This window comes from Pseudomonas sp. KH_040 (genome assembly GCF_057839305.1).
Genome location: NZ_CM174487.1, coordinates 1,992,486 through 2,019,312, shown reverse-complemented (window position 1 = coordinate 2,019,312; position 26,827 = coordinate 1,992,486). Strand labels below are relative to the sequence as shown.

24 protein-coding genes are annotated in these 26,827 nt (G+C 58.8%); 19 read left to right on the top strand and 5 right to left on the bottom strand.

Annotation, left to right across the window (positions count from 1 at the left end):
- Nucleotides 1-159 precede the first annotated feature (159 nt).
- The 3 genes from AC3IUF_RS09095 (at nucleotide 160) to AC3IUF_RS09085 (ending at nucleotide 3,624) form a co-directional block, all read left to right on the top strand.
- A complete protein-coding gene (locus AC3IUF_RS09095) occupies nucleotides 160-1,518 on the top strand; it encodes a nucleobase:cation symporter-2 family protein (protein WP_095114338.1) in 1,359 nt (452 codons plus the stop codon).
- A 162-nt stretch (nucleotides 1,519-1,680) separates the two neighbouring features.
- Nucleotides 1,681-2,466, top strand: coding sequence for an outer membrane protein OmpK (locus AC3IUF_RS09090; protein WP_123374693.1), 786 nt, complete (start codon nucleotides 1,681-1,683; stop codon nucleotides 2,464-2,466).
- Between the two features lie 372 nt (nucleotides 2,467-2,838).
- Nucleotides 2,839-3,624: an outer membrane protein OmpK gene (locus tag AC3IUF_RS09085; RefSeq protein ID WP_489280896.1), complete on the top strand. Its 786-nt coding sequence runs from the start codon at nucleotides 2,839-2,841 to the stop codon at nucleotides 3,622-3,624.
- Nucleotides 3,625-3,712: 88 nt separating this feature from the next.
- Here the strand turns inward: AC3IUF_RS09085 and AC3IUF_RS09080 are convergent, their stop codons facing one another.
- Both AC3IUF_RS09080 and AC3IUF_RS09075 read right to left on the bottom strand, forming a co-directional pair.
- Nucleotides 3,713-4,870, bottom strand: a complete 1,158-nt coding sequence (locus AC3IUF_RS09080; protein WP_414893416.1) for a patatin-like phospholipase family protein — start codon at nucleotides 4,868-4,870, stop codon at nucleotides 3,713-3,715.
- A gap of 35 nt (nucleotides 4,871-4,905) precedes the next feature.
- Nucleotides 4,906-5,838 carry a lipid A biosynthesis lauroyl acyltransferase gene (locus AC3IUF_RS09075; protein ID WP_095114336.1) on the bottom strand — a complete coding sequence of 311 codons (933 nt, stop codon included), beginning with the start codon at nucleotides 5,836-5,838 and terminating at the stop codon, nucleotides 4,906-4,908.
- 117 nt (nucleotides 5,839-5,955) lie between these two features.
- On the opposite strand from AC3IUF_RS09075, the gene minC reads away from it, so the two are divergent.
- The 8 genes from minC to AC3IUF_RS09035 all read left to right on the top strand — a co-directional run bounded on the left by minC (nucleotide 5,956) and on the right by AC3IUF_RS09035 (nucleotide 14,175).
- Nucleotides 5,956-6,693 carry a septum site-determining protein MinC gene (gene minC / locus AC3IUF_RS09070; protein WP_095114357.1) on the top strand — a complete coding sequence of 246 codons (738 nt, stop codon included), beginning with the start codon at nucleotides 5,956-5,958 and terminating at the stop codon, nucleotides 6,691-6,693.
- A gap of 169 nt (nucleotides 6,694-6,862) precedes the next feature.
- Nucleotides 6,863-7,675 carry a septum site-determining protein MinD gene (gene minD, locus AC3IUF_RS09065; protein WP_007913953.1) on the top strand — a complete coding sequence of 271 codons (813 nt, stop codon included), beginning with the start codon at nucleotides 6,863-6,865 and terminating at the stop codon, nucleotides 7,673-7,675.
- Nucleotides 7,675-7,929: a cell division topological specificity factor MinE gene (gene minE / locus AC3IUF_RS09060; RefSeq protein ID WP_003223146.1), complete on the top strand. Its 255-nt coding sequence runs from the start codon at nucleotides 7,675-7,677 to the stop codon at nucleotides 7,927-7,929. Before minD ends, minE begins: the two co-directional genes overlap by 1 nt.
- A 169-nt stretch (nucleotides 7,930-8,098) precedes the next feature.
- Entirely contained in the window at nucleotides 8,099-8,734 is a 636-nt protein-coding gene (locus AC3IUF_RS09055; protein WP_034151766.1) for an RluA family pseudouridine synthase, read from the top strand.
- Nucleotides 8,735-8,910: 176 nt separating this feature from the next.
- Complete coding sequence (locus tag AC3IUF_RS09050; protein WP_123374692.1) at nucleotides 8,911-10,200, top strand: M18 family aminopeptidase; 1,290 nt, start codon at nucleotides 8,911-8,913, stop codon at nucleotides 10,198-10,200.
- Nucleotides 10,201-10,368: 168 nt separating this feature from the next.
- Nucleotides 10,369-10,545, top strand: a complete 177-nt coding sequence (locus tag AC3IUF_RS09045; protein ID WP_163004785.1) for a hypothetical protein — start codon at nucleotides 10,369-10,371, stop codon at nucleotides 10,543-10,545.
- 77 nt (nucleotides 10,546-10,622) lie between these two features.
- Nucleotides 10,623-12,776: a mechanosensitive ion channel domain-containing protein gene (locus AC3IUF_RS09040; protein ID WP_414893417.1), complete on the top strand. Its 2,154-nt coding sequence runs from the start codon at nucleotides 10,623-10,625 to the stop codon at nucleotides 12,774-12,776.
- 64 nt (nucleotides 12,777-12,840) lie between these two features.
- Complete coding sequence (locus AC3IUF_RS09035; protein ID WP_489280895.1) at nucleotides 12,841-14,175, top strand: amidohydrolase; 1,335 nt, start codon at nucleotides 12,841-12,843, stop codon at nucleotides 14,173-14,175.
- Nucleotides 14,176-14,741: 566 nt separating this feature from the next.
- Here the strand turns inward: AC3IUF_RS09035 and AC3IUF_RS09030 are convergent.
- Entirely contained in the window at nucleotides 14,742-15,455 is a 714-nt protein-coding gene (locus AC3IUF_RS09030) for a UTRA domain-containing protein (protein WP_105709331.1), read from the bottom strand.
- A gap of 351 nt (nucleotides 15,456-15,806) precedes the next feature.
- Here AC3IUF_RS09030 and AC3IUF_RS09025 point away from each other — a divergent pair, with 351 nt between their 5' ends.
- The 6 genes from AC3IUF_RS09025 (at nucleotide 15,807) to AC3IUF_RS09000 (ending at nucleotide 21,117) form a co-directional block, all read left to right on the top strand.
- On the top strand, nucleotides 15,807-16,874 hold the full coding sequence (locus tag AC3IUF_RS09025) for an ABC transporter substrate-binding protein (RefSeq protein ID WP_007916337.1): 1,068 nt from the start codon (nucleotides 15,807-15,809) through the stop codon (nucleotides 16,872-16,874).
- A gap of 133 nt (nucleotides 16,875-17,007) precedes the next feature.
- The gene (locus AC3IUF_RS09020; protein ID WP_007916336.1) at nucleotides 17,008-17,814 is read left to right on the top strand and encodes an alkaline phosphatase family protein; all 807 of its coding nucleotides are present in this window, start codon (nucleotides 17,008-17,010) and stop codon (nucleotides 17,812-17,814) included.
- Nucleotides 17,811-18,656: an ABC transporter permease gene (locus tag AC3IUF_RS09015; protein ID WP_007916335.1), complete on the top strand. Its 846-nt coding sequence runs from the start codon at nucleotides 17,811-17,813 to the stop codon at nucleotides 18,654-18,656. Before AC3IUF_RS09020 ends, AC3IUF_RS09015 begins: the two co-directional genes overlap by 4 nt.
- Nucleotides 18,643-19,443 (top strand): ABC transporter permease, encoded by an 801-nt coding sequence (locus tag AC3IUF_RS09010; protein ID WP_007916333.1) that lies wholly within the window; start codon nucleotides 18,643-18,645, stop codon nucleotides 19,441-19,443. Before AC3IUF_RS09015 ends, AC3IUF_RS09010 begins: the two co-directional genes overlap by 14 nt.
- The gene (locus AC3IUF_RS09005) at nucleotides 19,440-20,429 is read left to right on the top strand and encodes an ABC transporter ATP-binding protein (protein ID WP_007916331.1); all 990 of its coding nucleotides are present in this window, start codon (nucleotides 19,440-19,442) and stop codon (nucleotides 20,427-20,429) included. The genes AC3IUF_RS09010 and AC3IUF_RS09005 overlap by 4 nt, the downstream gene beginning before the upstream one ends.
- Before the next feature lie 34 nt (nucleotides 20,430-20,463).
- Complete coding sequence (locus AC3IUF_RS09000) at nucleotides 20,464-21,117, top strand: HAD family hydrolase (RefSeq protein ID WP_007916329.1); 654 nt, start codon at nucleotides 20,464-20,466, stop codon at nucleotides 21,115-21,117.
- Between the two features lie 145 nt (nucleotides 21,118-21,262).
- Here AC3IUF_RS09000 and AC3IUF_RS08995 read toward each other — a convergent pair whose 3' ends face one another.
- Nucleotides 21,263-22,225, bottom strand: coding sequence for a zinc-binding dehydrogenase (locus tag AC3IUF_RS08995; RefSeq protein WP_489280894.1), 963 nt, complete (start codon nucleotides 22,223-22,225; stop codon nucleotides 21,263-21,265).
- Nucleotides 22,226-22,363: 138 nt separating this feature from the next.
- Here AC3IUF_RS08995 and AC3IUF_RS08990 point away from each other — a divergent pair, with 138 nt between their 5' ends.
- Together AC3IUF_RS08990 and AC3IUF_RS08985 are read left to right on the top strand one after the other, a co-directional pair.
- Nucleotides 22,364-24,448 (top strand): carboxy terminal-processing peptidase, encoded by a 2,085-nt coding sequence (locus AC3IUF_RS08990; RefSeq protein WP_176472379.1) that lies wholly within the window; start codon nucleotides 22,364-22,366, stop codon nucleotides 24,446-24,448.
- A gap of 134 nt (nucleotides 24,449-24,582) precedes the next feature.
- Nucleotides 24,583-26,373, top strand: a complete 1,791-nt coding sequence (locus AC3IUF_RS08985) for a bifunctional diguanylate cyclase/phosphodiesterase (protein WP_489280893.1) — start codon at nucleotides 24,583-24,585, stop codon at nucleotides 26,371-26,373.
- Between the two features lie 37 nt (nucleotides 26,374-26,410).
- Here the strand turns inward: AC3IUF_RS08985 and AC3IUF_RS08980 are convergent, their stop codons facing one another.
- On the bottom strand, nucleotides 26,411-26,827 hold the full coding sequence (locus AC3IUF_RS08980) for a hypothetical protein (RefSeq protein WP_463542607.1): 417 nt from the start codon (nucleotides 26,825-26,827) through the stop codon (nucleotides 26,411-26,413).

Sequence of the window (26,827 nt, the reverse complement as noted above, 5' to 3'; positions counted from 1 at the left end):
CATCGCTGGCAAGCCAGCTCCCACAGGGTTTTGCACTGCCTGTGTGGGAGCTGGCTTGCCAGCGATTCGCCGCAACGCGGTTTTTACCTGATGCAAATAAACAGCTGTGAGCAACCCGGCAGCTGTTAATCACAAGAATAAAAAGATCCGAGGTGTTGCATGTCCGAGCTGTCCAAAGCGCGCATCCCCGACGCACCCGCCATTCAGCGATTGCCCCTTTTGCAACTGATCCTGGTCGGTTTGCAACATGTTCTGCTGATGTACGGCGGTGCCATCGCGGTGCCGCTGATCATTGGACAGGCCGCTGGCCTGAGTCGTGAAGAAATTGCCTTCCTGATCAACGCCGACCTGCTGGTCGCCGGTATCGCCACCATCGTCCAGTCCATGGGCATCGGCCCGATGGGCATTCGCATGCCGGTGATGATGGGTGCCAGTTTTGCTGCAGTCGGCAGCATGGTCGCCATGGCCGGCATGCCCGGTATCGGTCTGCAAGGCATCTTCGGTGCGACGATCGCTGCCGGTTTCTTCGGCATGCTCATTGCGCCGTTCATGTCCAAGGTCGTGCGCTTTTTCCCGCCGCTGGTGACCGGCACGGTCATCACCTCGATCGGTTTGTCGCTGTTCCCCGTGGCCGTGAACTGGGCCGGTGGTGGCGCTGCCGCTGCGCAATTCGGCTCACCGATTTATCTGGCCATCGCCGCATTGGTGTTGGGCACTATTCTGCTGGTGCACCGCTTCATGCGCGGTTTCTGGGTCAACATTTCCGTACTGATCGGCATGTGCTTCGGCTACATCCTGTGCGGCGCGATTGGCATGGTCGACCTGAGCGGCATGGCCAACGCGCCATGGGTTCAGTTCGTCACTCCGCTGCATTTCGGCATGCCGAAATTCGAACTGGCACCGATCCTGTCGATGTGTCTGGTAGTCGTCATCATCTTTGTAGAATCCACCGGGATGTTCCTCGCGCTGGGCAAGATCACCGGCCAGGAAGTCTGCCCGCGCATGCTACGTCGCGGCTTGCTGTGTGATGCCGGCGCCTCGTTTGTCGCTGGTTTCTTCAACACGTTTACCCACTCCTCTTTCGCGCAGAACATCGGTCTAGTGCAGATGACCGGCGTGCGCTGCCGTTCGGTGACCATCGTTGCCGGTGGCTTGCTGATCGTGTTGAGCCTGCTGCCGAAAGCAGCGTTTCTGGTGGCGTCGATTCCTCCGGCGGTACTCGGCGGCGCAGCAATTGCGATGTTCGGCATGGTCGCCGCGACCGGGATCAAGATTCTCCAGGAAGCCGACATCGGTGACCGTCGCAACCAGTTGCTGGTGGCGGTGAGCATCGGCATGGGCCTGATCCCGGTGGTGCGTCCGGAGTTTTTTGCGCATTTGCCGATGTGGATGAGCCCGATTACCCACAGCGGCATCGCCATGGCCACGCTCAGCGCGCTGACGCTGAACCTGCTGTTCAACATTCTCGGCGGCAAAGAGCGTGCGGCCATTAACGATTGCCACGCACACCAGCATTAACTGAAAAACGCTATCCCCCTGTAGGAGTGAGCCTGCTCGCGATGTCGTTATCAGATTCAACAGATTCGTTGACTGATTCACCGCTATCGCGAGCAGGCTCACTCCTACAAGGGCGCGCAACAGCTCTGCGCCTCAAACAATAAAAACAAGAGGGAGCAACAGATGATTCGCACGCAAACCAACGTTCTGTTGAGTGGCGGCCTGCTGGCCGCGAGTCAGGCCATGGCCGGCGATCTGCTGCTGTGGCAAACCAACAGCCTCAGCTACCTGTACGGCAAGAACTTCGCGATCAACCCGTCGATCCAGCAGACGCTGACCTTCGAGCACGCCGACAAGTGGAAATACGGCGACAACTTCCTGTTCGTCGACAAGATCTTCTACAACGGCAAGGAAGACGCGAACAAAGGCCCGCACGCGTTCTACGGTGAATTCACCCCGCGCCTCTCGTTCGGCAAGATCTTCGACCAGAAGCTCGAGTTCGGCCCGATCAAAGACGTCCTGCTGGCGATGACTTACGAATACGGCGAAGGCGACAGCGAGGCCTATCTGATCGGCCCCGGCTTCGACCTCAAGGTGCCCGGCTTCAACTACGTAACCCTGAACATCTTCCGCCGCCAGACCGAAGGCCCACGCCCCGGTGACGGCGTCTGGCAGATCACCCCCGGCTGGTCCTACAGCTTTCCCCTGGGCAATTCCGATGTGCTGATCGACGGCTACCTCGATTGGGTGGTCGACAACGATGAGAACTCGCGCGGCACCTACCACGCCAACCTGCACATCAATCCGCAGATCAAATATGACTTGGGCAAAGCCTTGGGCTGGAGCCACAAGCAACTGTATGTCGGCACCGAATACAGCTATTGGAAAAATAAATACGGCGTCGAAAACACCCACAACTTCGACACCAACCAGAACACCGCCAGCCTGCTGGTCAAGGTGCACTTTTAAGATGGCCCGCAACCGTGCCCCATACCTGTCGTCGGTGCTCTGTTGCGGGGCACTTGAGACCTGGCCGTTGAGTCAGTATTCTCCGCGGCCTCTTGAATTCGGTCTAAAAAAAAGCCCGAATTTAATTCCTGACCGAAAAGCCAACTTATCCCGGCCCGGTCAGTACCGAGGCATCCCGAAAACACACTCAATCGACTGTTTTTCAGCAGCCGAGCGGGTGTTTTTTTGCTTTTCGAAAGCCTTGGCTCGGCTCTTGCTAACAGCAACGAAGCTGACCGATCGGATGACTTTTGCAGCAACGAAAAAAGGCGCCACACCAGAGCGCCGATCTTAAAAAAAATAACGTGGAACACCTACTTTGGGAGCAACCGAATGAAACGTATGTGCACCAGCCTGATACTCGCGGGATCGATGTTGGCCGGCGGCCAGGCCATGGCCGAAGGCCTGCTGCAGTGGCAGAACAACAGCCTGACCTACCTGTATGGCAAGGACTTCCAGGTCAACCCGCGCATCCAGCAGACCGTCACCTTCGAGCACGCCGATGCGTGGAAGTACGGGGATAACTTCTTCTTCCTCGACAAGATCTTCTACAACGGTGGCAAGGACTTCAGCAACGGTCCGAACACCTACTACGGTGAGTTCAGCCCGCGCATCTCGCTGGGCAAAGTGCTCGACCAGAAGATCGAGTTCGGTCCGATCAAAGACGTTCTGGTGGCGATGACTTACGAGTTCGGCGAAGGCGATACCGAGTCGTACCTGATCGGTCCAGGCTTCGACCTGGCAATCCCGGGCTTCGACTACTTCCAGTTGAACTTCTACCAGCGTCACACCCAAGGTGCTCGCGCCGGTGACAACGTCTGGCAGATCACTCCGGTCTGGTCCTACACCATCCCGGTCGGCAAGTCGGACATCCTGATCGACGGCTTCATGGACTGGGTCACCGACAACGACTCCAACTCCAAAGGCGATTACCACGCCAACCTGCACTTCAACCCACAGGTCAAATACGACCTGGGCAAGGCGCTGAGTTTCGGCGAGAAGCAGTTGTATGTCGGTGTTGAATACGACTACTGGAAAGACAAGTACGGCATCGACGACACCGGTGCGTTCAAGACCAATCAGAGCACCACGAGCTTCCTGGTGAAGTTCCACTTCTGATAAAAATCAAAAGATCGCAGGCTTCGCCAGCTCCTACAGGGATAGCGCATTCCAATGTAGGAGCTGCCGAAGGCTGCGATCTTTTGCTTTAAAATGGCAATCCCAAAAACCGGCACAACTCCTCGCGCTTGGCCAACGCATCGCGCCGTCCCAGATCAATCAACTCGCTGCAATACCCCGCCTCGAACAGCAGATAACTCAACACCCCTGCCCCACTGGTCTTGGTCGCCCCCGGCCCGCGCAGAAACAAACGCAACGCTGCCGGCAATTCCTGGCGATGCCGCGCCGCGATCTCATCGATCGGCTGACTCGGCGAAATCACCAGCACCTCCACCGGTGCCACACCCAACTCGCGCGTCGGCGTGCCGGCAGGCATCAAGTGGCTGAACTGGTTGAGACGCTGGAGCAACTCGATGTCGCTCTCCAGGCTGTCAATGAACGTGCTGTTGAGCATGTGCCCGCCAATCTGCGCCAGCGTCGGTTGTTGCCCGGTGTAGGCGCGCTCCAGCGGCTGCTGCGGATCAAACCCGCGCGGGTTGCCGCTGACACCGACCACGAGCACCCGGCTCGCCCCTAAATGCAGCGCCGGGCTGATCGGCGCCGATTGCCGCACCGCGCCATCACCGAAATATTCATCACCGATTTTCACCGGCGCGAACAACAACGGAATCGCCGAACTGGCCAGCAAGTGATCCACCGACAGTGGCGTCGGCACACCAATACGTCGATGGCGCAGCCATGAATCGATCTTGCCGCCGCCCTGATAGAACGTCACCGCTTGCCCCGACTCATAGCCGAACGCAGTTACCGCCACGGCATGCAATTGCTTGCGCGCGATCGATTCGGCGATACCGGGCATGTGCAGTTTTTCATTGAGCAGTTCGCGCAGCGGCGAACTGTTGAGCAGCGCCACCGGCAGTTGCCGACCGAGGCCGAGCAGGCTGTGACTGACAAAGCGGCTGGCCTGACGGATAACGCCGGGCCAGTCACTGCGCAGCACGCGATGGCTGCGAAAGCCCTGCCAGAACAAGGTGAGGCGTTCGATGGCGGCGCGAAAGTCCGTGGCACCACTGGCCAGGCTGACCGCATTGATCGCCCCGGCCGAGGTGCCGACGATCACCGGAAACGGATTGTCCGCGCCCAACGGCAGCAATTCGGCAATCGCCGCCAGAACCCCAACCTGATACGCCGCCCGAGCCCCGCCGCCGGAAAGAATCAAACCTGTGACCGGTTCAGCTGGGCTCATCGCAACGCTCCATGGTGCTTATAGGGGTGGGTCAATCAACCGCGTTTGGCGTACAACTTCGGCTCGCCCGGTGGGCGGCTCTTGAAGCGTCGATGCGCCCACAGATACTGCTCAGGGCAGGCACGCAAGGCGCTCTCGACCCACTGATTGATGCGGATGCAGTCGGCTTCTTCGGTTTCGCCTGGGAAGTCTTCCAGCGGCGGATGAATCACCAAGCGATAACCGCTACCGTCAGCCAGACGCTCCTGCGTGAACGGCACGACCAGCGCCTTGCCCAGACGGGCGAATTTCGTCGTCGCCGTCACGGTCGCTGCCTGAATGCCGAACAACGGCACGAAGATGCTTTGTTTGGCGCCGTAGTCCTGATCCGGTGCGTACCAGATCGCGCGACCGGAGCGCAGCAACTTGAGCATGCCGCGCACGTCGTCACGCTCCACTGCCAGCGAATCGAGGTTGTGCCGCTCGCGGCCCTGACGCTGAACATAGTCAAACAACGGATTCTTGTGTTCGCGGTACATGCCGTCGATGGTGTGCTGCTGGCCGAGCAGCGCCGCGCCGATTTCCAGCGTGGTGAAATGCGCGGCCATCAGAATCACGCCTTTGCCTTCGCGCTGGGCCTTTTGCAAATGCTCCAGGCCTTCAACGTGGGCCAGCTTGGCCAGACGTTCACGCGACCACCACCAGCTCATGGCCATTTCAAAAAAAGCGATGCCGGTGGAGGCAAAATTTTCCTTGAGCAGGCGTTTGCGCTCGGCGGCGGATTTTTCCGGGAAGCACAGCTCAAGATTGCGCTTGGCAATGCGCCGCCGGTCGCCGGCCACGCGATACATCAAGGCGCCCAAAACTCGACCGATGGTCAGCAAGGCCGGATACGGCAACTGCACGATCAGCCACAAAAGCCCCAGACCGCACCAGAGCGGCCAGAAGCGTGGCGATAAAAATGCTTTTCGAAAACGCGGGCGATCCATTAAAGCTTCCGTAAATACAGTGGCCGCGCATTCTACATCGTTCGACCCGGCTTGCGGCCTGCGGGCGTTCTCGTTATAAGTCTCGGCACTTTTAGTGACAAGCCGTTGTATGCCGACATGAGCCAAACCGAACCGTTAGACCAAGATCCCGTATTCCAGCTCAAGGGCAGCATGCTGGCCATTACTGTGCTGGAACTGGCCCGTAACGACCTCGAAAGCCTCGATCGGCAATTGGCCGCCAAAGTTGCCCAGGCGCCGAACTTCTTCAGCAACGCGCCGCTGGTTCTGGCGCTGGACAAACTGCCGCCGAGCGAAGGCGCCGTCGATCTGCCGGGCCTGATGCGCGTCTGCCGTCAACATGGCCTGCGCACCCTGGCAATTCGCGCCAGCCGCATCGAAGACATCGCCGCCGCCATCGCCATCGATATTCCGGTGCTGCCGCCGTCCGGCGCCCGTGAGCGGCCGTTGGAAACAGCGGAAGCCGAAGTCAAAAAGAAACCGGAAAAACCGCCGGAGCCAACGGTCAAACCGACCCGCGTCATCACCACGCCAGTACGTGGTGGCCAACAGATATATGCGCAGGGTGGCGATTTGGTCGTGGTGTCTTCGGTCAGTCCGGGGGCGGAACTTCTCGCCGATGGCAACATCCATGTATACGGCCCGATGCGTGGTCGGGCGCTGGCCGGCGTGAAGGGTGACACCAAGGCACGGATTTTCTGTCAGCAATTGAGCGCTGAACTGATCTCCATCGCCGGTCATTACAAGGTTTCCGAAGATTTGCGCCGCGACCCGATGTGGGGCTCGGGCGTACAGGTCAGCCTGTCGGGCGACGTGTTGAACATCATTCGGCTTTAACGGATACTGCCGCATTTTCCAAGCATCTCTAAAACGTAGCGAAAACGGCTCAAACGAAGTAGGAAAAAGGCTCAACGCCGAATTCCAGCCAAGGCTGTCCGACTGCAGTAGTTTTCAAGAGATGTTTTTCAGGGGCTAAAAAGTCCTTCTTCCTTAGGGGTGAAACACCTTGGCCAAGATTCTCGTGGTTACATCCGGCAAGGGTGGTGTGGGTAAGACCACCACCAGCGCCGCTATCGGTACCGGCCTCGCTCTGCGCGGCCACAAAACAGTGATCGTCGACTTCGACGTGGGCTTGCGTAACCTTGACCTGATCATGGGTTGCGAGCGCCGCGTGGTGTATGACTTCGTCAACGTGGTCAACGGCGAAGCCAACCTGCAACAAGCGCTGATCAAAGACAAGCGCCTGGAAAACCTCTACGTACTGGCCGCCAGTCAGACCCGCGACAAAGACGCGCTGACTGTCGAAGGCGTGGAAAAAGTCCTGATGGAGCTCAAGGAACAATTCGAGTTCGTCGTCTGCGACTCCCCGGCCGGCATCGAAAAAGGTGCACACCTGGCCATGTACTTCGCTGATGAAGCGATCGTCGTGACCAACCCGGAAGTGTCCTCGGTACGAGATTCGGACCGCATGCTCGGCCTGCTGGCGAGCAAATCGCGTCGCGCCGAACGTGGCGAAGACCCGATCAAGGAACACCTGCTGATCACTCGCTACCATCCAGAGCGTGTTGAAAAGGGCGAGATGCTGGGCGTTGAAGACGTCAAGGAAATCCTCTCGGTAACCCTGCTCGGCGTGATCCCGGAATCCCAGGCGGTGCTTAAAGCATCCAACCAGGGCGTCCCGGTGATTCTCGACGACCAGAGCGATGCCGGTCAGGCTTACAGCGATACCGTCGACCGCCTGTTGGGCAAAGAAAAAGCCCACCGTTTCCTCGATGTCGAGAAGAAGGGATTCTTCGAGCGCCTGTTTGGAGGTAGGTAATGAACCTTTTTGACTTCTTTCGTGCCAACAAAAAGCCAAGTACCGCCTCGGTAGCGAAAGAGCGTCTACAGATCATCGTGGCGCATGAGCGCGGCCAGCGCAGCACGCCGGATTACTTGCCAGCCTTGCAGAAGGAACTGGTCGACGTGATCCGCAAGTACGTCAACATCGGCAACGACGACGTACATGTTGCACTGGAAAGCCAGGGCAGTTGCTCGATTCTGGAACTCAACATCACCCTGCCTGATCGCTGAGTCGATTTGGCAGTCGCTACGGCGGCTCGGACTATTGATGCTTGTGTAGGAGCTGCCGAAGGCTGCGATCTTTTGATCTTCAAAGTCAAAAGATCGCAGCCTTCGGCAGCTCCTACAGGGTTATCAGCAGTTCCGAGCCGCCGTTGGCATTTGTTACGAGGCTGTTTTAATGCCGCTGTCCAACATCCACATCATTCATCAGGACGCCGCCGTACTGGTGGTGAACAAACCGACATTGCTGCTCTCGGTGCCGGGTCGCGCCGACGACAACAAGGATTGCCTGATTACCCGCCTGCAGGAAAACGGCTACCCGGAAGCGCGCATCGTCCATCGCCTGGACTGGGAAACCTCCGGCATCATTCTGCTCGCCCGTGACGCCGACACGCACCGCGAACTGTCGCGCCAGTTTCACGACCGCGAAACCGAAAAGGCCTACACCGCTTTGGCCTGGGGTCAGCCGGAACTCGACAGTGGCAGCATCGACCTGCCCCTGCGTTACGACCCACCGACCAAGCCGCGTCATGTGGTCGACCACGAATTCGGCAAACACGCGCTGACCTTCTGGCGGGTGCTGGAGCGTTGCGGTGACTGGTGTCGCGTTGAGTTGACGCCGATCACCGGCCGTTCGCACCAGTTGCGCGTGCACATGCTGTCGATCGGGCATCCGCTGCTCGGCGACGGGCTCTACGCCCACGAGCAGGCTCTGGCCGCCTGGCCACGTCTGTGCCTGCACGCGAGCATGCTCAGCTTCACCCATCCGCAAACCGGCGAACGCCTGCGCTTCGAGTGCCCTGCACCGTTCTGACCACATCACCGTCCCCTGTAGGAGTGAGCCTGCTCGCGATAGCGCTCTGTCAGTCAATCAATAATGATCTGACACACCGCTATCGCGAGCAGGCTCACTCCTACAAGGGCTCCGGTTCGGATTCAATTGTCCGGCCGATGCGTTAAACTCCCGCCCACTGCTGTCTGGAGTTTCTTATGCGCGAAGAGTTGAACCAAGGCCTGATCGACTTTCTCAAGGCCTCCCCTACCCCGTTCCACGCCACTGCCAGTCTGGTGCAGCGTCTGGAGGCCGCCGGTTTCGTGCGCCTCGACGAGCGCGAGACATGGGCCACCGAGCCGAACGGCCGCTATTACGTCACCCGTAACGACTCCTCGATCGTCGCGATCAAAATGGGCCGCACTTCGCCACTGCACGGCGGCATCCGCCTGGTCGGCGCGCACACTGACAGCCCGTGCCTGCGGGTCAAGCCGCAACCGGAACTGCAGCGTCAGGGCTTCTGGCAACTGGGCGTTGAAGTCTATGGCGGCGCGCTGCTGGCACCGTGGTTCGACCGCGATCTGTCGCTGGCCGGCCGCGTCACCTTCCGCCGCGACGGCAAGGTCGAGAGCCAGTTGATCGACTTCAAAGCGCCGATCGCGATCATTCCGAATCTGGCCATTCACCTCAACCGTGAAGCCAATCAGGGCTGGGCGATCAACGCGCAGACCGAACTGCCGCCGATCCTCGCGCAATTTGCCGGTGACGAGCGCGTCGATTTCCGCGCCGTGCTCACCGATCAACTGGCCCGCGAACACGGCTTGAACGCCGACGTCGTGCTCGATTACGAGCTGAGCTTCTACGACACGCAAAGCGCTGCAGTCATCGGCCTCAATGGCGACTTCATCGCCGGCGCGCGTCTCGACAACCTGCTGTCGTGCTACGCCGGCCTGCAAGCGTTGCTCACCGCCGAAACCGACGAAACCTGCGTGCTGGTGTGCAACGACCACGAAGAAGTCGGCTCCTGCTCCGCCTGCGGTGCCGATGGCCCGATGCTCGAACAGACCCTGCGCCGTCTGCTGCCGGAAGGTGACGAATTCGTCCGCACCATTCAGAAATCCCTGCTGGTCTCGGCCGACAACGCCCACGGCGTGCACCCCAACTACGCAGAAAAACATGACGCCAACCACGGCCCGAAACTCAACGCCGGCCCGGTGATCAAGGTCAACAGCAACCAGCGCTACGCCACCAACAGCGAAACCGCCGGTTTCTTCCGCCATCTGTGCATGGCCGAAGAAGTCCCGGTGCAAAGTTTCGTGGTGCGCAGCGACATGGGCTGTGGCTCGACCATCGGCCCGATCACCGCCAGCCACCTCGGTGTGCGTACTGTCGATATCGGCCTGCCGACCTTCGCCATGCACTCGATCCGCGAACTGTGCGGCAGCCACGACCTGGCACACTTGGTCAAAGTGCTGAGTGCGTTCTACGCCTGCCGCGAGTTGCCATAAAAACTTCGGCAAAATGCGATTCAATGTAGGAGCTGCCGAAGGCTGCGATCTTTTGATCTTAAAAACAAAATCAAAAGATCGCGGCCTTCGGTTGCTCCTACTCAGATCAATACCGGCCGGCAGAAACCGACCTAGACTTACATCATTCATTTCGACAAGGCAGTCTCCATGATCTCGATGTCTTCGTTCCACGCCATGCTCATTCCGATTCTGAGCGGAATGATCCTGCTGGCCATCGGCTTCAACTTCCGTGACAAGAACGCCGGCGTATTCGCCATGTGGATCGGCATGCTCACGATCCTCGCCACCGTGGTCTACAAGATCCTCGCCAAACTCAACGAATAAATCCGCGCCCGGCTCGCATTGCTTTAGTGGGCCTCGTACACTCCAGCGAATCCGCCCCTTGCGAGGTTGACCGCCTAGTGTTCGCTCGTCTTTTTGCTTTGCCCAGTTTGTTCCTCGTCTGCCTGATGACGCTGCTGCCGCTGGCCCCCGCCCACGCGGTCGGCTTGCCCGGTCTGCTCAACACCAACAAAGCGCAGCCCGAAGCGCAGGAGCCGCTCGGCCAGTCCCTCGACGAAGTCATCAAGTCGCTGGAAAACGACAAGCAACGCGCACAGTTGCTGAGCGATCTGAAAAAGCTGCGCGACGCCACCAAAAAAGCCCAGGCCAGCCCTGAAGAAGGCGTGCTCGGCTTGATCGGCGGCACTTTGTCCAACTTCGAAAAACAATTTACCGGCGCTGACAGCCCGCTCAACCGCTGGGGCAACGAGTTCGATCTGGCCAAGGACGAACTGAGCGCGATGATGCTGCCGGCCAACGAGTGGCTGCCGATCATCTTCGGCTTCGCCATGATCCTCGCAGTGTGGAGCCTGCTCGCTGCCGCGCTGATCTGGCTCGGCCATCGGGTGCGCATGCGTTTCGGCCTCACCGAAGAACTGCCGCAACATCCCAAAGCCCTCGACATGCTGCGCTTCGCTTTGCGCAAGCTCGGGCCGTGGCTGATCGCACTGGTGATGACCGTCTACATGAGCTACGCCTTGCCGTCGTCACTGGGCAAAAGCCTGGCGATGGTGTTGGCCTATGCGCTGGTGGTCGGCACCTGTTTTTCGGCGATCTGCGTGATCGCGTTTTCCCTGCTCGATGGCCCGCACCGCCATCGCGCGCTGTACATTCTGCGTCATCAGGCGTTCCGGCCGCTGTGGCTGATCGGCAGCTTCGCCGCGTTCGGTGAGGCGCTGAACGATCCACGCCTGATCGAAAGCCTCGGCGTGCATCTGGCCCACACCGCCGCGACCATCGCCAATGTCCTCGCGGCGCTGTCGACCGGTCTGTTTATCCTGCGTTTCCGCCGACCGATTGCGCACCTGATCCGCAATCAGCCGCTGTCACGGCGCCTGACCCGCCGCGCCCTCAGCGACACCATCGAAATCCTCGGCACCTTCTGGTACGTGCCAGCGCTGGTACTGGTCGGCATCTCACTGTTCGCCACCTTCGTCTCCGCCGGCGACACCAGCACTGCACTGCGCCAGTCATTGATTTGTACCGTGCTGCTGGTGATGTGTATGGTGATCAACGGTCTCGTCCGCCGCCACTCACTGAAGCCGCAACGCGGGCCGAAACGCCACGCGCTGTACTCCGAACGCCTGAAAAACTTCTTCTACACCCTCGCGCACCTGGTGGTCTGGCTGGTCTTCATCGAACTCGGCCTGCGCGTCTGGGGCCAGTCGCTGATCGGTTTCGCCGAGGGTGAAGGGCATGATGTCAGCGTCAAACTGTTCAGCCTGATCGGCACACTGATTTTCTCCTGGCTGATCTGGATCCTCGCCGACACCGCCGTGCACCACGCCCTCACCCGCTCGCGCAAAGGCCTGGCGAATGCCCGTGCGCAAACGATGATGCCGCTGATTCGCAACGTGCTGTTCGTGGCGATCTTTATCATTGCGCTGATCGTCGCGCTGGCGAACATGGGCATGAACGTCACGCCACTGCTGGCCGGTGCCGGCGTGATCGGTCTGGCCATCGGTTTCGGTGCACAGTCACTGGTAGCGGACTTGATCACCGGCCTGTTCATCATCATCGAAGACTCACTGGCCATCGACGATTACGTCGACGTCGGCGGCCACCTCGGCACCGTCGAAGGCCTGACCATCCGCACCGTGCGCCTGCGCGACATCGACGGTATCGTCCACACCATCCCGTTCAGCGAAATCAAAAGCATCAAGAACTACTCGCGGGAATTCGGCTACGCGATCTTCCGTGTGGCGGTGCCGTACAACATGGAAATCGACGACGCGATCAAACTGATGCGCGAAGTCGGGCAGAAGATGCGCACCGATCCATTGCAGCGACGCAACATCTGGTCGCCGCTGGAGATACAGGGCGTCGAAAGTTTCGAATCCGGCAGCGCGATCCTGCGCGCGCGGTTCAAGACCGCGCCGATCAAACAGTGGGAAGTGTCCCGAGCCTTCAACCTGTCGCTCAAACGCCATCTCGACGAAGCCGGACTCGATCTGGCAACGCCGCGCATGAGCGTGCAAGTGATCACTGCCGGTGGCGGTCAGCCGAAGGAATAGCACTCAGGCGCGCGCTTGCAGTCACAGGCAGGGAAGCCCGACAACAATAATCAAGGAGAACCCGATGCAACTGACGCGCATTGCCCAAGCCGTTCTACTCACCCTGATCGCCAGCCACGCCGGTGCCGCCACGCTGGAAAGCACCCGCGCGCAAATCGCCGAACAAGCGCAAAAGCTCGAACCGGAGCTGCTGGAAACCCGCCGCGACATCCACGCTCATCCAGAACTCGGCAACACGGAAAAACGCACCGCCGAACTGGTCGCCAAACAACTCAAGGCCATGGGCCTGGAAGTGAAAACCGGCGTCGCCCGCACCGGTGTAGTCGCCGTCCTCAAAGGCGCCCTGCCCGGCCCGACCGTGGCCCTGCGCGCCGACATGGACGCGCTGCCGGTCAAGGAAGTCGCCGACCTGCCGTTCGCCTCAAAAGCCAGAGGCACCTACCTCGACAAAGAAGTCGACGTCATGCACGCCTGCGGCCACGATGCGCACACCGCGATCCTGCTGAGCACGGCGAAAATTCTCACAGGCATGCGCGACACGCTGCCCGGCACCGTGGTGTTCTACTTCCAGCCCGCCGAAGAAGGCCCAAGCGACTTCATTCCCGACGGCAAAAACACCTGGGGCGCAAAAATGATGGTCGAGGAAGGCGTGATGAAATCACCGAAACCCGACGCCGTTTTCGGCCTGCACGTCTGGGCCGGCGTCCCCGCCGGCCAGATCGCCTACCGCCCCGGCGCGACCCTCGCCAGCTCCGACGACCTGCGTATCAAAATCCTCGGCAAACAAACCCACGCCGGCCGCCCCTGGGACGGCATCGACCCGATCACCGTCGGCGCACAAACCATCGTCGGCCTGCAAACCGTGGTCAGCCGCCGCACGGATATCTCCTCTTATCCGTCAGTGGTCAGCATCGGCACCATCAACGGCGGCACGCGCTACAACATCATTCCCGAATCCGTCGACATGACCGGCACGATCCGCTCCTACGACTACGGCATCCGCCAGAAACTGCATGCCGACGTCCGCCAGACCGTGGAAAAAATCGCCGAAAGCGGCGGTGCGAAAGCGGATGTCACCATCATCGAAAAATACGACCCGACCATCAACAACCCGGCGCTGACGGAAAAGATGCTGCCGACGCTGAAGTGGGCGGCCAAGGATGATGTGGTGAATGCACCGCTGGTGGGGGGCGCGGAAGACTTTTCGTTCTTTGCCAAGGAAGTGCCGGGGCTGTTTGTGTTTCTCGGCGTGACACCAAGAGACCAGGACATGAGCAAGGCAGCGCCGAATCATAATCCCGGGTTCTTTGTGGATGAGTCGGCGCTGGTGGTGGGCGTGAGGACATTGGCGTCGCTGGCGACGGATTATTTGTATGCCAATGCGGGGGCGGGTAAGTAGAGATGAGGTGACTGTGGGAGTGCCTTCGCGAGCAAGCTCGCTCCCACATTTGGACCGTGTGCAGTCTGCCAGAAATTGGTCGGCTCTCAGGCCGCCATCGCGAGCAGGCTCACTCCTACAAGGAATCGAGTACATCCGCAAGAAACAGGTCGGCTCTCAGGCCGCCATCGCTGGCAAGCCAGCTCCCACAGGGATTGAGTCCAACCGGCAAACCAATATCGCTTCTGCTTCTCACCACTCAACACAATGAGCGCAAGCTCGAGTACCGCTTTTGATCTTGATCCACGGGCGACGTCGGAAGGCTGAGTGGAGGGATTGATCCGGGGGTGGGAGCGCAGCGACCGTTTGGCGAAGCCAAACACAGCGAGAGGAGGTGCAGCGAAGCAAACCGTAGGCGCTGCGCCCGGATCGATCTCGGAGCGAAGGAACCCCGAGCCCCAGCGAGCGGACCGCACGTAGGAGCAAGCCTTTTGGGTTACCTTTTCGGCGTTTGGAAAAGGTGACCCGCCGTAAGGGTGGAACCCTAAGTAGCCGTTACCGCAGCAACGGATATACACCCAAAACGATCAAACCACATCAACCGATACGTGAATCGCATCATGCCGCCAAAACTCCAGATCACAATCAATCAACCGCTCATGCTGATCATAATTAACCCGAGCAATCCGCAACCCCGGACTCCCGACAGAAACTCGCAAGGCCGCCGCCGCATCCACCGACAATGACGTCGGCACAATCTCAAAGCGCACCCGCCCATAGTGCAAATCGTAATGCCGCGCATACAACTCGGTCATCGACTGATTCAAATCAAACTCAAGAATCCCCGGAAAAAACTGCGGATTCAAATAGTGCTCCACATACAACACCAACCGCCCATCAATGCGCCGCGACCGACAAATCTGAATCACGCTCGACAACGCCGGCAGTTGCAGCCAGGCACACACCGCCGCCGAAGCCGGCTGCAACCGCGCTGAAATCACCTCGGTCGACGGCACCCGCCCCTGCGCACTGACCATCGCGTGAAAGTGACTTCTCTGCATCAGGTTGTAGGCCAGACGCGGCGGCGAGACGAACCAGCCACGGCGCTCCTCACGATAAATCTGCCCCTGCGCCTCCAGTTGCAACAACGCCTCTCGCACAGTAATCCGCGTCGTGCCGAACAACTCACTGAGCTTGCGCTCGGCCGGCAGCTTGCTGCCTGCCGCCAACAACCCGTGATCAAGCTGCTCCTGCAACACCTGGCCAATCGCTGTCACCGCTTTTGTTGCCTCATCGCGCATCAACGTTACCTATCTGGACTAGACCAGCACTGTTTCGGGGCAAAACCGCACGGCGATCAAGCCGTTTCCTGATATTGCAAGCCTAGGCAGTGCAGATGACCGAGAGATGACAAAACTACCGAACGGTCGTCCTCACGACTTGCAATACATCGGCCAAGTCCCTTGCTCTGCGGGCCTTTGAGCATGGTCTACGCTTATCTGGCAGCCGCCAATACCGGGCAAACAAGAGGCCTGAAACAAGGCCGCCGACATCAAAGTGTCATCCAGCCCCCTTAAATTGGCTCAGGTATTGCTGACCTAGACCAACACACACCGCAATCGCAGCGTTGAACACGACCAAGGAGCTTCGGAATGAAACAGCTTTTCCTGGCAACACTGTTAGGCTCGACCATTGCAATGTGCACCTCCGCTATGGCGGCCGGCACCGATCTGAAAACCCTCGAAGCCGCTGCGAAAGCGGAAGGCGCCGTCAACAGCGTCGGCATGCCCGATGACTGGGCCAACTGGAAAGGCACCTGGGAAGACCTGGCCAAAACCTACGGCCTCAAGCACATCGACACCGACATGAGTTCGGCCCAGGAAATCGCCAAGTTCGCCGCCGAAAAAGACAACGCCACCGCTGACATCGGCGACGTCGGTGCCGCCTTCGGCCCGATCGCGGTCAAGCAAGGTGTGGTGCAACCGTACAAGCCAAGCACTTGGGATCAAGTCCCGGACTGGGCCAAGGACAAGGATGGCAACTGGGCGCTGGCCTACACCGGCACCATCGCGTTCATCGTCAACAAAAAGCTCCTGCACGGTTCCGAAGTTCCGACCAAATGGGCAGACCTCAAGGGCGGCAAATACAAGGTTTCCATCGGTGACGTGAGCACCGCCGCCCAAGCCGCCAACGGCGTTCTCGCGGCGGCACTGGCCAACGGTGGCGACGAGAAAAACATCAAACCCGCCCTGCTGCTGTTTGCAGACATCGCCAAGCAAGGTCGCCTGTCGATGGCCAACCCGACCATCGCCACCATGGAAAAAGGCGAAATCGAAGTCGGTGTGGTCTGGGACTTCAACGGCCTCAGCTACAAAGCCAAGATGGCCAACCCGGATGACTACGTGGTGCTGATCCCGTCCGACGGTTCGGTGATTTCCGGCTACACCACGATCATCAACAAGTACGCCAAAAACCCTAACGCCGCCAAGCTGACCCGCGAATACATCTTCAGCGACGCCGGCCAGACCAACCTCGCCCGCGGCAACGCCCGTCCGATCCGCGCCGAGCACCTGCAACTGCCGGAAGACGTCAAGGCCAAACTGCTGCCGAACGAGCAGTACAAAAAGGTCACCCCGATCAAAGACGCCGATGCGTGGGAGAAGACTTCCAAGGCCCTGCCACAGCAGTGGAACGAAGAAGTCATCGTAGAGATGAAGTAATCCTTCATCTGTAGGAGCTGCCGCAGGCTGCGATCTTTTGATCTTGCCCTTTAAAAGCAACATCAAAAGATCGCAGCCTGCGGCAGCTCCTACAGGGGTTGGTTCCAGTTTTGTTTTCGGAGTTTTTGCCCCTATGAAGCACAACGTCATCCTTGTCGTGCTCGACGGCCTCAACTACGAGGTCGCGCGTCACGCCATGGGGCATCTGCAGGCTTATGTTGGCGCAGGACGCGCCGCGCTCTATCAACTGGAGTGCGAACTGCCGGCCCTGTCCCGACCGCTTTATGAATGTATCCTCACCGGCGTGCCGCCGATCGACAGCGGCATCGTCCACAACAATGTCTCGCGCCTGTCCAACCAGCGCAGCATTTATCACTACGCCCGCGACGCCGGCCTGAAAACCGCAGCAGCGGCGTATCACTGGGTCAGCGAGTTGTACAACCGCTCACCGTTCGTAGCCGCGCGCGACCGCCATACCGATAATCTGTCGCTGCCGATCCAGCACGGGCATTTCTACTGGAGCGATCACTACCCGGATTCGCACCTGTTCGCCGACGCCGAAAACCTGCGCCTGCGCCACGATCCGAATTTCCTGCTGATCCACCCGATGAACATCGACGACGCCGGGCACAAACACGGTCTCGATTCTTCGCAATACCGCAACAGCGCGCGCTTCGCCGACATCATCCTTGCCGACTATCTGCAGAACTGGCTCGACGCTGGCTATCAAGTGCTGGTAACTGCCGACCACGGCATGAACAACGATCGCTCACACAACGGCCTGCTGCCGGAAGAACGCCAAGTGCCGCTGTTTGTCCTCGGTGAAGCCTTCAGCCTCAACGCCGATGCCGCACCGAAACAGACGGAAATCTGCGGCACCGTCTGCGAACTACTCGGCGTGCCCCACGACAAACCTGTGTGCCGGGAGTTGCTCAAGTGAACTCAATAATTCGCGGCAAATGGCTGGCGGCGCTGTGCGTGGTGCCCTTCGCGCTGTTCTTTATCGTCTTCGAAATCGCCCCGCTGACCTGGGTGATGATCAGCAGTCTGCAATCGGAAGAGTTCGGCTGGGGCTTGGCCAACTTCAGCAAGATCTTCAGTTCGAAGTTCTACTTGCAGGCGATCCAGTACAGCCTCGAAATCAGCTTCTGGTCGAGCTTGTTCGGCATCATCATCGCCGTACTCGGTGCGTATTCCCTGCGCCGGGTCGACTCGAAACTGCGCAATTTCGTGAATGCCTTCGCCAACATGACCAGCAACTTTTCAGGCGTACCCTTGGCCTTCGCGTTCATCATCCTGCTCGGTTTCAACGGCAGCATCACCATCATGCTCAAGCAGTCGGGGATCATTCAGGACTTCAACCTGTACTCGAAAACCGGGTTGATCATTCTCTACACCTACTTCCAGATTCCCCTCGGCGTGTTGTTGCTCTACCCGGCCTTCGACGCTTTGCGTGAAGACTGGCGCGAGTCCGCCGCACTGCTTGGCGCCAATGGCTGGCAGTTCTGGCGGCATATTGGTTTGCCTGTGCTGACGCCTGCATTGCTCGGGACGTTCGTGATTCTGCTGGCCAACGCCCTCGGCGCCTACGCCACTGTCTATGCGCTGACTACCGGCAACTTCAACGTCCTGCCAATCCGTATTGCAGCGATGGTCTCCGGTGACATTTCCCTCGACCCGAATCTGGCCAGCGCCCTGGCCGTGGTGCTGGTGGCGTTGATGACCATCGTCACCGTCGTGCATCAACTGCTGTTGAAGAGGAGCTACCATGTCTCGCGCTGAATCCGGTCCGGCCGGCCTCTACCACCGCGTCGTGGTTTATCTGTTGTTCGCCATTCTCTTGCTGCCACTCGTGGGCACGCTGGTCTATTCGATCGCCAGTAGTTGGTCAGCGACCATCCTGCCCAGCGGTTTCACCTTCAAGTGGTACATCCAGCTGTGGAGCGATCCGCGTTTCCTGCACGCATTCGGCCAGTCATTGCTGGTCTGCGTTGGCGCGCTGGTGCTTTCAGTCGTGCTGATCCTGCCGCTGCTGTTCGTCGTGCATTACCACTTTCCGAAACTCGATGCGCTGATGAACATCCTTATCCTGCTGCCCTTCGCGGTGCCGCCGGTGGTGTCGTCGGTGGGACTGTTGCAACTTTACGGTTCCGGGCCGATGGCCATGGTCGGTACACCGTGGATTCTGATCGGCTGCTACTTCACCGTGGCGCTGCCGTTCATGTACCGGGCGATCACCAACAACCTGCAAGCGATCAACCTGCGCGACCTGATGGACGCTGCGCAACTGCTTGGCGCCAGCACCTTTCAAGCGGCGTTTCTGGTGGTGCTGCCGAATCTGCGCAAAGGCCTGATGGTCGCGTTGCTGCTGTCGTTCTCGTTCCTGTTCGGGGAGTTCGTTTTCGCCAACATTCTGGTCGGCACGCGCTACGAAACCCTGCAGGTTTATCTGAACAACATGCGCAACAGCAGCGGTCACTTCACCAGTGCGCTGGTCATCTCGTATTTCTTTTTCGTGCTGGTCCTGACCTGGATCGCCAACATCTTGAACAAGGACAAAAGCGAATGAGCTATGTCAGCGTCCAACACCTGCAGAAAAGCTACGCCGGCACGACCGTGTTCAGCGACATCGACTGCGAAATCAACAAGGGTGAATTCGTCACCCTGCTCGGCCCCTCCGGTTGCGGCAAATCCACACTGCTGCGTTGCATCGCCGGCCTGACACCGGTCGATGGCGGCAAGATCCTCCTTGATGGCGTCGATATCGTGCCGTTGAGTCCGCAGAAACGCGGGATCGGCATGGTGTTTCAGAGCTATGCGCTGTTCCCCAACATGACCGTGGAACAGAACGTTGCCTTCGGTTTGCGTATGCAGAAGGTCAATGCCGACGACAGCCATAAACGCGTTTCCGAGGTGTTGAAACTGGTTGAACTGAACGACTTCGCCAGCCGCTATCCGCATCAGTTATCCGGTGGTCAATGCCAGCGGGTTGCCCTCGCCCGTTCGCTGGTCACGCGTCCGCGTCTGTTGCTGCTGGACGAGCCGCTGTCGGCGCTCGACGCACGGATTCGTAAACACCTGCGCGAACAGATCCGCCAGATTCAGCGCGAACTCGGCCTGACCACAATTTTCGTTACCCACGATCAGGAAGAAGCGCTGACGATGTCTGATCGCATTTTCCTGATGAATCAAGGAAAAATCGTACAAAGCGGCGATGCCGAAACCCTGTACACCGCCCCCGTCGATGTGTTCGCCGCCGGCTTCATCGGCAACTACAACCTACTCGATGCCGACGACGCATCAAAACTGTTGCAGCGCCCGATCAACCACCGTATCGCGATTCGCCCGGAAGCCATCGAGCTGAGCCTGGAAGGCGAACTCGACGCGCAGATCCGCAGCCACAGTCTGCTCGGCAACGTCATCCGTTACCGCATCGAAGCGCGCGGCGTGGAACTGGTGGTGGATGTACTCAACCGCTCGGCGGCCGATCTGCATCCCGACGGTCAGCGTCTGGCGCTTTCCATCGATCCGACGGCCCTGTGTGAGGTAGCCTGATGACTTTGCTGACGTTGAAGAGAGAACTGCACTGATGGCTCTGGCAATTTTTGATCTGGACGAAACCTTGATCCACGGCGACTGCGCCACCCTCTGGAGCGAGCAGATGGGGCGCCTGGGCTGGGTCGATCCTGAATCGTTCATGCGCAAGAACAACGAACTGATGGACGCCTACAGCCATGGCAAATTGCGCATGGAAGACTACATGGAATTCAGCCTGGAACCGCTCATCGGCCGCACACCGGAAGAAGTCGAGCATCTGGTTGGCCCGTGGGTGGAAGACTTCATTGAACCGATCATCTTCAGCGACGCGACCAAAACCATCGCCGCCCACCGCAAGGCCGGCGACCGCATTCTGGTGATTTCGGCGTCGGGGACGCACCTGGTCAGACCGATTGCCGATCGATTGGGCATTGATGAAATTCTGGGGATTGAACTGGAAGTCGCCCATGGCGTTTACAGTGGGCATACCGTTGGCACCCTGACCTACCGCGAAGGCAAGATCACCCGCTTGCTGGAATGGCTGGATGCTGAAGAAGAGAACCTGGAAGGTGCGAGTTTCTATTCCGACTCGCGTAATGATTTGCCGTTGTTGCTGAAGGTGGATTTCCCGCACGTGGTGAATCCGGACCCAGTGCTACTGGAACACGCGGAAAAAGCCAACTGGCCAATCCATCTCTGGAAATGACAAAGATTTAATCTGCACAGGCAGGCTGATATTCCAAACCTGAGTTCGACCCGATGCGTCAGGTCGATGTAGCCCGGTAGAACAACCCGGTCAGTCCCCTCTCCCTTTGGGAGAGGGTTAGGGTGAGGGGCTTTTTGCCTTGATCTCAGCTCAGACTTTCGTCAATCACCAATACCAGTTTGCCCGCCACCGTATTACTCGCCAACTCCGCAAACGCCGCCTCGGCATCCTTCACCGCAAACGCCTTGGCCAACTGCGGACTCAAGCGCCCCTCAGCAAACAACGGCCACACCTGCTGACCCAGATCACTCAACAGATCCGCCTTGAACTGATCGTCACGACTGCGCAACGTCGAGCCCAGCAGTTGCACACGCTTGGCCAACACCTGCGCCAGATCCAGCTTCGCCTCACGCCCGCCCATCAAACCGATCAACACCCAGCGTCCATCCAGCGCCATCAGCTTCAGGTTCAGCGCCGAATAATTACCGCCGACCGGGTCGAGAATCACGTTGAACGGCCCAAAATCGCGCAGGCTCTCCAGATCATCGGTGCGCACCACCCCGCCCTGTGCACCCAGCGCTTCACAGTAGGCCAAACGCTCAGCCGAACCGACGCTGACCCAACATGGATTGCCAAACGCCTTGCACAACTGAATCGCGGCTGAACCGATTCCACTTGCGCCGGCGTGCAAGAGAACTTTCTCACCCGGTTTGAGCGCCGCAAGTTGAAACACATTCAGCCAGACTGTTGCATAAACCTCGGGCAATGCGGCCGCCTCAATCAGCGAGACGCCTTCGGGAACCGGCAGCACGTGCCGCCCGTCGACGACCACCTCTTCGGCCACGCCACCCCCGGCCAGCAAGGCGCAAACCCGATCGCCGACCTGCCACGCACTGCCCGCGCCGACCTCGCTGATCACCCCGGAACACTCAAGACCGAGCACTTGGCTGGCCCCTGGCGGTGGCGGATAAAGCCCTGCTTTCTGTAATAAATCGGCGCGATTGAGGCCCGCTGCCGCCACTCGGATGCGGACTTGTCCTACATCACACGTAGGACTCGGCTCTTCAACCCATGCCACTTGACCGTCAACGCCTTGCAATGCCTTCACAGTGCCTCCATAGTGAGTCTGGACTGAGCCCGAAGCTGTAGCGCCGGGCTTTTTGCATTATGCGACCGGCTCTCGTAGAACCGGCGACTTCAAAGACGGCCTAATATGCGTTATCAATTGTCCCCGCGTCGAATCAGCATGAAGCATTTGCTCCCCAGCACCGCCCTCGCTCTTTTCATCGGTATCGGTTTGTTGCCGGTGTCGGGCAATACATTCGCAGCCAACAGCTGGGACAAATTGCAGCCTGATCGCGATGAAGTCATCGCCAGTCTGAACGTCGTCGAGTTGCTCAAGCGTCACCACTACAGCAAGCCGCCGCTTGACGATGCCCGCTCGGTAATCATCTACGACAGCTACATAAAGCTGCTGGATCCGTCGCGCAGCTACTTCATGGCCAGCGACATCGCCGAGTTCGACAAGTGGAAGACCCAGTTCGACGACTTCCTCAAAAGCGGCGACCTCAACGCCGGGTTCACCATCTACAAGCGCTACCTGGACCGCGTCAAGGCGCGTCTGGACTTCGCCCTTGCCGAGCTGAACAAAGGCGTCGACAAGATGGATTTCAACACCAAGGAGACCTTGCTGATCGATCGCAAGGACGCCCCTTGGCTGAAATCCACCGCAGAGCTGGATGACCTGTGGCGCAAACGCGTCAAGGACGAAGTCCTGCGCCAGAAGATCGCCGGCAAAGAGCCGAAGCAGATTCAGGAAACCCTGACCAAGCGCTACAAGAACCAGTTGGCGCGCCTGGACCAGACCCGTCCGGAAGACATCTTCCAGGCGTACATCAACACCTTCGCCATGTCGTACGATCCGCACACCAACTATCTGTCGCCGGATAACGCGGAAAACTTCGACATCAACATGAGCCTGTCCCTCGAGGGCATCGGTGCCGTGTTGCAGAGCGATAACGACCAGGTGAAAGTCGTGCGTCTGGTGCCGGCAGGCCCGGCCGACAAGACCAAACAGGTCGCCCCGGCCGACAAGATCATCGGCGTTGCCCAAGGCAACAAAGAAATGGTCGACGTGGTCGGCTGGCGTCTGGATGAAGTGGTCAAGCTGATCCGTGGTCCGAAAGGCACCGTGGTGCGTCTGGAAGTGATTCCGGCGAGCAATGCACCGAACGACCAGACCACCAAGATCGTGCCGATCACCCGTGAAGCCGTGAAGCTCGAAGACCAGGCGGTGAAGAAGTCCGTGCTCAACCTGAAACAGGACGGCAAGGACTACAAACTCGGCGTCATCGAGATTCCAGCCTTCTACCTCGACTTCAAGGCGTTCCGTGCCGGTGATCCGGACTACAAGAGCACCACTCGCGACGTCAAGAAGCTGCTCACCGAGCTGCAGAAAGACAAAGTCGACGGCGTGGTCATCGATCTGCGCAACAACGGCGGCGGTTCCCTGCAGGAAGCCACCGAGCTGACCAGCCTGTTCATCGACAAAGGCCCGACCGTACTCGTACGTAATGCCGATGGCCGTGTCGACGTACTCGAAGATGAAAACCCGGGCGCGTTCTACAAAGGCCCGATGGCACTCTTGGTCAACCGCTTGTCCGCCTCGGCTTCGGAGATTTTCGCCGGCGCCATGCAGGACTACCACCGCGCGCTGATCATCGGTGGCCAGACCTTCGGTAAAGGCACCGTGCAGACCATTCAGCCGTTGAACCATGGCGAACTGAAACTGACCCTGGCCAAGTTCTACCGGGTTTCCGGTCAGAGCACCCAGCATCAGGGCGTGTTGCCGGACATCGACTACCCGTCGTTGATCGACACCAAGGAAATCGGCGAGAGCGCACTGCCGGAAGCCATGCCGTGGGACACCATCCGCGCGGCAATCAAACCGGCGGCCGATCCGTTCAAGCCGTACCTGGCGCAGCTCAAATCCGAACATGACACACGCACCGCCAAAGATGCCGAGTTCGTGTTCATCCGTGACAAGCTGGCCCTGGCGCAGAAACTGATGGAAGAAAAAACCGTCAGCCTTAACGAAGCCGAGCGTCGCGCGCAACACACCGATATCGACGCCAAGCAACTGGCCATGGAAAACATCCGTCGCAAAGCCAAAGGCGAAGAGCCGCTCAAAGAGCTGAAGAAAGAAGACGACGACGCCCTCGCGGCCGCCGAGCCGGACAAGGTCAAACCAGAAGACGATGCCTACCTGAGCGAAACCGGGCGAGTACTGCTGGATTACCTGAAGCTGAGCAATCAGGTGGCCAAGAAGTAAGGTGATGGCAATTTAATGCTGACGATCCCCGGATCGTCATCAAACAGTCATCATTCTGTCGTGCAATAAAGGACTGGGAGCCACTCTCTTCATCGAGAGCGCTCCCAGTCCTTTTTTTATCGCCAGAGATAGCCATGACCACGACCGAACAGCTGAGTGCCTTGAGCTCGATCCTGACTCAAAGCGGATTACACAGCCTGTTCCAACCGATCATCTCTCTCTCCGAACGGCGCATTCTCGGCTACGAAGCCCTCACGCGCGGCCCGTCCAACAGCCCTCTTCACTCGCCCATCGCGCTGTTCGCCGTGGCCCGTCAGGCCGGGCGTTTGAGCGAACTGGAAATCGCCTGTCGGCAAAGCGCTTGCCGTCGCTTCAATGAGCAGCAACTGCCGGGCAAACTGTTTCTCAACGTCTCGCCTGAGTCCTTGCTGGAAGCCGCGCATCAACCGGGGCGCACGTTGCAACTGCTGCAGGATTTCGGCATTCCGCCGAGTCAGGTGGTCATCGAGCTGACCGAACAGACGCCCATCGACGATTTCCAGTTGCTGCAAACCGCCTTGCATCACTATCGGGCGATGGGATTTTCCATTGCGCTGGATGATCTCGGTGCCGGTTACTCAAGCCTGCGGTTATGGTCGGAATTGCGCCCGGATTACGTGAAGATCGATCGGCACTTCATCGATGGCATTCATCAGGACGCGCTGAAGCGCGAGTTCGTCGGCTCGATCCTGCAAATCGCCAAAGCCTCACGCGCACAAGTCATCGCCGAAGGTATCGAGTTGCCGGAAGAACTCGCGGTGCTGACGGAAATGGGCGTCGATCTGGTGCAGGGCTACCTGCTTGGCCGCCCCCAAGAACACCCACCGCGCGACGCCCGCGCCTTGATGCCCAAACACGACAGCAGCAGCGTTGCGCTGAACGACGAAGGCAGTGACCTCAGCGCCCTGCTCAACGACCAACCGGCCGTGCATCGCGACACCCCCACCGCCACCGTGCTGGAAGCCTTCCGCCGCCAGGCCAACCTCAACTCACTGGCCGTACTCGACGAACAAGGCCAACCCTGCGGCATCGTCCACCGCCACTCGTTATCGGATGCCCTGCTCAAACCGTTCGCCACCGACCTGTTCGCACGCAAACCGATCAGCCGCTTGATGAACGACGACTTCCTCGCGGTGGAAATGAGCCAGTCGCTGCAACAGGTCAGCCGCCTGATCACCAGCCGCGCGCGGCAACGCATCGAAGAAGACTTCATCATCACCCTCAACGGTGGCTACCTGGGTCTTGGCCGGGTGATCGACGTGCTTAAACTGATCACCGAGTTGAAGATTCAACAGGCGCGGTATGCTAATCCACTGACCTTGCTGCCGGGTAATGTGCCGATCCAGCAATGCCTGACGCGGTTGCTGCAGCAGGGGCGCGAGTCGGTCATCTGCTATGTCGACATCGACAGTTTCAAACCCTTCAACGATATCTATGGCTACGGGCGCGGCGATGAAGTTCTGCTGTGTTTGGCGCAATGCCTCAACGAACGCGTCGACCCGTCCCGCGACTTCGTTGGTCACATTGGTGGCGACGACTTCCTCCTTGTCCTCGGTCCGGACGACTGGCGCAAACGCATCAACCAGTTGCTCGACGACTTTCAAAGCCAATGTCGCCGTTTCTATCGGCCTGAGCATCTGGAGGCTGGCTGCTTCATTGCCCCGAATCGGCAAGGCATTCGTCAAGAGTTTCCGCTGCTGTCGCTATCGATTGGCGTGGTCCACCTGCACCCCGAAGCCTGCGCACAACTCGACGCCAGTCAACTCGCGGAGATGGCTTCGCAGGCGAAGCATCATGCTAAGAATGTTCCGGGGTATAGCGTGCATGTGATTGATAGTCTCACTGCTCCAGACCTCCATCCATCGCAACTAGCCGGCCAACGTTGATTTCTTCAACTTCGCGAATTAGCCAGATCAATAAAAATCACCATTGTGTTTGATCTTCAAGACTCGCCCGAAGTAAATCATCCTTCCATGACTCACTTACGACTTCGTATATATGTTCAAAAAAACCACGAGCGTCTATTATTTGTGTTTCGTCCCATGCGAGCACTCTCGGATCTTCATAGTCACTTTCAAACTCTCCAGAAAAATCAAAACAAGCATCCTGCAAATGGCTTTCAATGAGATTGTAAATCAAATATCTATGACGATAGGTTAAATAATCAAGCTCAGGAACAATGAAATTCTTAATTATTTCTTGTCGATCATCATACTTATTTGGATCGTAATCCCACAATACCTGACCAAGCGTCTCTTCCCGATCATAAATCGATATCCCACTCAGAACGTTAGAGAGCCGGGGCTCATATGGCAACCTTGTAAATGGTAGCATCAACAT

Coding starts and splice junctions, on each gene's coding strand:
- AC3IUF_RS09095 (WP_095114338.1), top strand. CDS start 160: ATGTCCGAGCTGTCCAAAGCGCGCATCCCCGACGCACCCGCCATTCAG.
- AC3IUF_RS09090 (WP_123374693.1), top strand. CDS start 1,681: ATGATTCGCACGCAAACCAACGTTCTGTTGAGTGGCGGCCTGCTGGCC.
- AC3IUF_RS09085 (WP_489280896.1), top strand. CDS start 2,839: ATGAAACGTATGTGCACCAGCCTGATACTCGCGGGATCGATGTTGGCC.
- AC3IUF_RS09080 (WP_414893416.1), bottom strand. CDS start 4,870: ATGAGCCCAGCTGAACCGGTCACAGGTTTGATTCTTTCCGGCGGCGGG.
- AC3IUF_RS09075 (WP_095114336.1), bottom strand. CDS start 5,838: ATGGATCGCCCGCGTTTTCGAAAAGCATTTTTATCGCCACGCTTCTGG.
- minC (WP_095114357.1), top strand. CDS start 5,956: ATGAGCCAAACCGAACCGTTAGACCAAGATCCCGTATTCCAGCTCAAG.
- minE (WP_003223146.1), top strand. CDS start 7,675: ATGAACCTTTTTGACTTCTTTCGTGCCAACAAAAAGCCAAGTACCGCC.
- AC3IUF_RS09055 (WP_034151766.1), top strand. CDS start 8,099: ATGCCGCTGTCCAACATCCACATCATTCATCAGGACGCCGCCGTACTG.
- AC3IUF_RS09050 (WP_123374692.1), top strand. CDS start 8,911: ATGCGCGAAGAGTTGAACCAAGGCCTGATCGACTTTCTCAAGGCCTCC.
- AC3IUF_RS09045 (WP_163004785.1), top strand. CDS start 10,369: ATGATCTCGATGTCTTCGTTCCACGCCATGCTCATTCCGATTCTGAGC.
- AC3IUF_RS09035 (WP_489280895.1), top strand. CDS start 12,841: ATGCAACTGACGCGCATTGCCCAAGCCGTTCTACTCACCCTGATCGCC.
- AC3IUF_RS09030 (WP_105709331.1), bottom strand. CDS start 15,455: ATGCGCGATGAGGCAACAAAAGCGGTGACAGCGATTGGCCAGGTGTTG.
- AC3IUF_RS09025 (WP_007916337.1), top strand. CDS start 15,807: ATGAAACAGCTTTTCCTGGCAACACTGTTAGGCTCGACCATTGCAATG.
- AC3IUF_RS09020 (WP_007916336.1), top strand. CDS start 17,008: ATGAAGCACAACGTCATCCTTGTCGTGCTCGACGGCCTCAACTACGAG.
- AC3IUF_RS09010 (WP_007916333.1), top strand. CDS start 18,643: ATGTCTCGCGCTGAATCCGGTCCGGCCGGCCTCTACCACCGCGTCGTG.
- AC3IUF_RS09005 (WP_007916331.1), top strand. CDS start 19,440: ATGAGCTATGTCAGCGTCCAACACCTGCAGAAAAGCTACGCCGGCACG.
- AC3IUF_RS09000 (WP_007916329.1), top strand. CDS start 20,464: ATGGCTCTGGCAATTTTTGATCTGGACGAAACCTTGATCCACGGCGAC.
- AC3IUF_RS08990 (WP_176472379.1), top strand. CDS start 22,364: ATGAAGCATTTGCTCCCCAGCACCGCCCTCGCTCTTTTCATCGGTATC.
- AC3IUF_RS08985 (WP_489280893.1), top strand. CDS start 24,583: ATGACCACGACCGAACAGCTGAGTGCCTTGAGCTCGATCCTGACTCAA.
- AC3IUF_RS08980 (WP_463542607.1), bottom strand. CDS start 26,827: ATGTTGATGCTACCATTTACAAGGTTGCCATATGAGCCCCGGCTCTCT.